Origin of the sequence: Helicobacter mehlei (assembly GCF_007280785.1) — a bacterium.
Classification (GTDB): domain Bacteria; phylum Campylobacterota; class Campylobacteria; order Campylobacterales; family Helicobacteraceae; genus Helicobacter; species Helicobacter mehlei.
Genome location: NZ_VKGC01000034.1, coordinates 1 through 5,372, shown reverse-complemented (window position 1 = coordinate 5,372; position 5,372 = coordinate 1). Strand labels below are relative to the sequence as shown.

General features: G+C 41.9%; 5 protein-coding genes. All 5 read right to left on the bottom strand.

Going from position 1 to position 5,372, the window contains the following annotated elements:
• On the bottom strand, nt 1-1,106 hold a 1,106-nt coding region (locus FNE76_RS07810), incomplete at its 3' end, for a hypothetical protein (protein WP_120948809.1).
• 8 nt (nt 1,107-1,114) lie between these two features.
• On the bottom strand, nt 1,115-2,578 hold the full coding sequence (locus tag FNE76_RS07805) for an MBOAT family O-acyltransferase (RefSeq protein WP_120948810.1): 1,464 nt from the start codon (nt 2,576-2,578) through the stop codon (nt 1,115-1,117).
• A 107-nt stretch (nt 2,579-2,685) separates the two neighbouring features.
• Nucleotides 2,686-3,150, bottom strand: coding sequence for a MaoC/PaaZ C-terminal domain-containing protein (locus tag FNE76_RS07800; RefSeq protein ID WP_120948811.1), 465 nt, complete (start codon nt 3,148-3,150; stop codon nt 2,686-2,688).
• A 44-nt stretch (nt 3,151-3,194) separates the two neighbouring features.
• Nucleotides 3,195-3,443 carry an acyl carrier protein gene (locus FNE76_RS07795; protein ID WP_120948812.1) on the bottom strand — a complete coding sequence of 83 codons (249 nt, stop codon included), beginning with the start codon at nt 3,441-3,443 and terminating at the stop codon, nt 3,195-3,197.
• Entirely contained in the window at nt 3,421-5,046 is a 1,626-nt protein-coding gene (locus tag FNE76_RS07790) for an HAD-IIIC family phosphatase (protein WP_328588066.1), read from the bottom strand. Before FNE76_RS07790 ends, FNE76_RS07795 begins: the two co-directional genes overlap by 23 nt.
• Between the last annotated feature and the right edge of the window lie 326 nt (nt 5,047-5,372).

Here is a 5,372-nt window from a genome sequence, read left to right as displayed (position 1 = left end):
GGTACCCCAGACAATAACTCTTTTGGGATATGGTAATTTAAAACCAAATTTTTAAGAGCGTCTGTAAAGGTTTGCACATTGGAGGGGCTGAGTTGGTATTTTTTGTTAGCTATAGCTTTAAAAGCAAGTTTTAAATGATCGCGATCGCAATGCCAAATATCGTAGTAAGCATTGAGATTAGTCACAAAAGGTAGGGTTCTTAGATCATGAAGTTCAACATTTTTATAAGATAGGAGTCTAAGACTAAGAGTTTTGGGGAATAGTAGATTTTCTTGCTCAAAAAAGGCCTTGCTGTTGTTTTCTATGGTTTGATAATAGAGGATCGCAGGGAAGGGCACATAAAATAAGATGAAGTGCGTTTGTGGGTGGGACCTGATCAAACTCTCGAGTTCATTTTCTGCGTTCTGCAAGGCCTGCTCTTGAGGAAAGTGCTCATTGTGCGGGCCTGTATGGCGTTTCTTCCCATCTAAATAGATTTTAACAACATGCTCAGGACCCGGGTGTTTGTGATCTGGAAAAAATTTACAATCAAAGGCAAACATTTCATTATACTGCCTACAAGAATCAGCAGACAAATGTTCTTGGCGGAACAAAAAAGATTTGAGGTAGTCATAGGTCTTTTGGGTGGTCTTAGGATTGCTCAGATAGGTTAAAACTTGTTTTAAACGATCATTTGTAGTGTATAAAAATTTTGGAAAAAAGTCATCACCTGCTTTGTGCACAAAAAGATCGGGGCGCAGAGCATAAATCACGGTTTTAATGTTGGGTTTTGTGTGGAAGGCAAGATTCAATGCGGAATAAATTTCAAAGCCTGCAGAGCCTTCTATCGTAAATTTAATGAGCTTTTTGAGATGGAAAATTTGAGAAAGCGTATCAATTCCTATATTTTCTTCTGTGCTGGAACCGATGAGAATATTCTCATAATCAAAGTTTTTAGCCATACCTGAGATGAGCCATCTTGCATCGTCATCATAAAAATCGATGTTATACCAACTGGCTTTTCTAAGCTGCTGAAAAGGATCAACAACATAGTTAGAGATGATAAAAACACCAAAACCAACTACTATGAACGCAAAAACAGCTATTAAATAGGATTTAGCAGACATCGTCTATCCTAAAAGTTGAAGTAAATAAACTCAGACACCCGATTCACATAGCCAAAAATATAGAGCTCGATGCAAAAAATCGTGGCATAAATCCAGCCCAATTGTGGCCATGAGGGCTTGAAGTTTTCTAAGACTTGGCAACTATTTTTAAAACCAAAGGTGATCCCAAGAGCTAAAATAGCCGTAGTGCCAATAAAAAGCTTGCTGGTGTGATCGAGTGCTGTACTAAACAAACAATTCTTAAATCCACTCATTAAAAACATTGCCTTGAGCACTTTAAGCGCATCTACAAAATCTTTTGCTCTAAAAAAGATATTGGCAATATTCACATAATTAAAAGTGATGAACCAGCCCAGCCACACAGGTAAAGGCTTAAGCTTGTATTTTTTACGGATTTTCTTGGACCAATAGTGATTGATCACCACACCTAGCCCGTGCAAAAGCCCAAAGAAAACAAATAGCCAGCTTGCCCCATGCCAAAGCCCCGCAATCAAAAAGGCAATAAAAATAGCCAACATGGAGGTGTGGAAGGTGGGGTTGGAAAAAATCCTTGCAATAGACACATACAGATAATCAAAAATAAAACGGCTTAAAGTTATGTGCCATCTTTGCCAAAACTCTGCTATACTGGAGGCTTTAAAGGGGCTATTAAAATTCTGGGGCAAATGGATATTAAAGAGTAAGGCTGCTCCGATGGCCATGTCTGTATATCCGCTAAAATCAAAGTAGAGTTGGAAAGTGTAGGCTAAAGAAGTCATCCACCCTTCTAAAGCCGAGAGCACCTTAGAGGTGTCAAAACCCATTGTGGCGATTTTGGCAAGGCTATCAGCAATCACCACCTTTTTAAACAGCCCAATAGAAAAGATAAACACGCCACTAGCGATGTTGTCCAAAGAGATGCGTTTATTGCTGTCTTTAGCAAATTGGGGCATCATCTCCTTATGATGCACAATGGGACCGGCAATGAGTTGGGGGAAGAAAGTTACAAATAGCGCGTAATCCAAAAAGTTAGAGAGCTTGGTAGAGGGTTTAGCCCCTGCATTAGGGGAATCGATTTGGGCATAACTATCCAATAAAAAAGTGATTTGCTGTAGAGTGAAAAAGCTGATGGCTAGAGGTAGGGCTAGGTGTAAGAGGTTAAAAGAAGTGCTAAAAGCGGTGTTGGAGTTTTCTATAAAGAAATCGGCGTATTTGAAGTAGCCCAAGAGGGCTAGATTAGCCACTAATCCTAAGCTTAAAAAGCCTTTAGCCAGCTTGGGTTTAGCCCACATCGCTTGCACAATGGCAAAATTAAAGACAATGGAGATTACAATGAGGGGGAGGTATTTGACATTCCAATAGCCGTAAAAAAATAAACTCGCCCCCACCAACCACGCTTTAGCACTCAGGGCATACCAACGGCTAAGTCCAAAATAGACAAAAAAACTGATGGGTAGGAAAATGAAAATAAATTCCACCGAATTGAAAAGCATAAAAACCTTTCTGTTAAAATCCTAGCCCACCGGTGATGGGGGGTCATAAGAGAGCAACATGGGCACAATGTCCTTTGGGGTGGCGTTGCGCTTTAAACAAGCGTCTTTCATTCTAAAACTTTGGCTAAAATGTCTGCTGTGCTCACTAAAAAGGGTTCATCATTGATATTCTCAATGCGCGCTTTTAAACTAGCTACTTGGAACGCTTCATTCAAATGCACGATGCGCCCGCTCACTTGCAAACGATCCCCCACATAGACGGGTTTTTTAAAGCGCAGATCGTAACTTAAAGACATGGCATATTCACCAGGTAGATGCTTGCCCACTAACCTAGAATAAAACATACCTAGTGCCGCCCCATGGAAAAGCACCCCCTTAAAACCCTTGGCCTGCATATAATCTGTATTGGCGTGCAAATAGCTATCATCCCCGCTTAAGACATTGAACTTTTCTAACATCTCAGAGGTTATCACCACGCTAAAGCCCCCACACATCCCCACGCGCAAGTCTTTAAACTTATAAGCATACTTTAAGCCAACAGCCCTACCTGTAATTTGGTGTGGCTCACACATAGCTTCCCCACACACCCCAAAAGAGATCGGCAAAGCGGTAGGTTTTAGGCATGCTCAAGTTTGCGCGCAATCAAGGTGGCCATTTCACCCACATTTTTAAGCCCCTGCAATTCACTCAAATGGAACTTGATTTTAAAATGCTTCTCAATGGCACTGATCAAACTGATATGATTCAAGCTGTCCCATTCCTCAATGTCGTTAGCGTTGGTGCTCTCATGGATGACTAGGCTTAAATCATCAAAAATATCTCTAAAAATCTCTTGTAACTGGCTAAAAATCTGTGCTTGTTCCATCATTTACCTTTATGTAGTGGGGTTTATCTGTGTGTTTTTCTAAATCCAAACTAAAAACGCTCCCGCTCTCTGCTTGACTCTGTAGAGTGAAACCAAAGTTTGTATAAAGTTGGGCAACCATCGCATTTTTAGGCGTGGGGTAGTAGTAACCCTTGAGGGTTTTGATGCTCAATTCTCTAGCCCGCTTGGCTAGAGAATTGAGCATAGCAAATTCTAAATCTCTTTTAAGCACCCGACAACTCATCAGCCAGATTTCCAAATGGCAAATCTCCCCCTCAATGCGCCCCACACTAATAGCCACAATGCCATTATCCCCAAATTTATCCACCAGTTGCCCATAAAGAGTGATATAAGTGGGGCTTTGTGCCCATTCTTGCACTTGGGCTAAGGTGCATCTTTTTGTGGTGCAGTTAAATTGGTTGGTTTTGTTGATGAGCTGGGCTAGGCGTTCAAAAATATTGGGGTGAAAGGGGGCGATCACAGCCCGCATTTCTAGACTTTGCAAAAACGCGGCATAAGAGCTAAATTGTTGTTGGGCATTCTGACGCTTAGCGTTGGCTTGGTATTGGGCCACACGGGCTAAATCCTCTTGACTTAAAGAAATGGGCTCAAAATACCCCGCCTCATCAAGCCTTGTAATGTATTCCTCGGGTTGCCCAATATCTAGCACAGCCACGCTAGGCAATTGTGCGGACACTAAGGCGCGCTCTGCCGGGTTGTCATCTACAAAGACAAAACTATCCAAACCTAAATTGAGCTCTTTGGCAATCTGCTCAATGTTGCGATCTTTGGGCTCAAAATTGGCCTTGATGCAGGCAAAATCAGAAGGTTTTAAAAGCATGTTTTCATGAGATAAAGCCAAAAGCGCGTTTTCATGCGTGTTTTTAGAGCAGATTGCTAGCAACACCCCGCGTTCTTTGAGTTCTAAAATATAGCGTTGGAAGGCACTATAACTCTCTGCTAGCGCGCTCTCACTCCCAATCACCAAGCCGGCCAAGCCATCATCGGCAACCACCCCGCCATAAAGAGTATTGTCCATATCTAAAATCAGGACTTTTTTAGAAAGCCCAAAAATAGCACAGGTTAGCTTGCTCAAATTCAAAGCCACGCAAGCCAAGCCCTCATAACTCATCGCATACTTAGCACGATAATACAAGTTAGAGTCAAACCACTTGGACAGCCCCACTTGGGCAGAGAGATATAACAAATCTTGCACATACACTGAGGGGTGTTCTTTGACGAGCTTTATAAGAGCGGTGTTTAGGGCGTTAATAAAGTGAGTCTTGCCCTCTAAGTTGTCTAAATTGCCCAAAGACCGATGTGAGGGCAGATCGAAATTATTGATGATGATCGCACAAGAATAGCGGGTTTTTAAAGAGATGAGCATGATCTCTAATTTATTCATCTCTTGTTGGACAAGTTTGGCAATCTCTTCTGTCGGGGCGTTCAGTTTAGGAAAACATGCAATATTGAGCCAAGAGGTGTGTAAATAGATGAGATCGGGAGCAAAGTCCTTTAAGGGTGGGTTTTCAAACGCGCTTTCTTCGTAGTAGCGGTTGTAATCGCTTTCATAGAAGCTAGGAGCCATACCCCTTTGGAGCAAAAAAACCTCTAAGAGGTCTTTGAGTTCGGCTGTGCTTGAGCCCCCTAAGAGGGCTATTTTTTTAGAAAGCCACCCCCCCCCCAGTTAGTAACTCTCTTTTGAGGCGTTTTTTATGGCGCAGAAAATAGGAAGTGTCTTGCATATACAACCTTAAAACATAAGTACAAGAGAACCACCCACATCGCAGTCAAGAAAGGCGAATAGGGTTTTTGCAAAAACCAGCACAATTCTAGCAAAAAATTTGGGTATTGTATCATCTGCACTCTCGGATTAGTGGTTTAGGTATTTCAAATCCCCACAATAAACCCGTTTGCGCCTTGTGTTAA

Bases quoted from the DNA above. Each gene is read 5' to 3' on its own strand.
- FNE76_RS07800 (WP_120948811.1), bottom strand. From the start codon at position 3,150: ATGTGTGAGCCACACCAAATTACAGGTAGGGCTGTTGGCTTAAAGTAT.
- FNE76_RS07805 (WP_120948810.1), bottom strand. From the start codon at position 2,578: ATGCTTTTCAATTCGGTGGAATTTATTTTCATTTTCCTACCCATCAGT.
- FNE76_RS07795 (WP_120948812.1), bottom strand. From the start codon at position 3,443: ATGGAACAAGCACAGATTTTTAGCCAGTTACAAGAGATTTTTAGAGAT.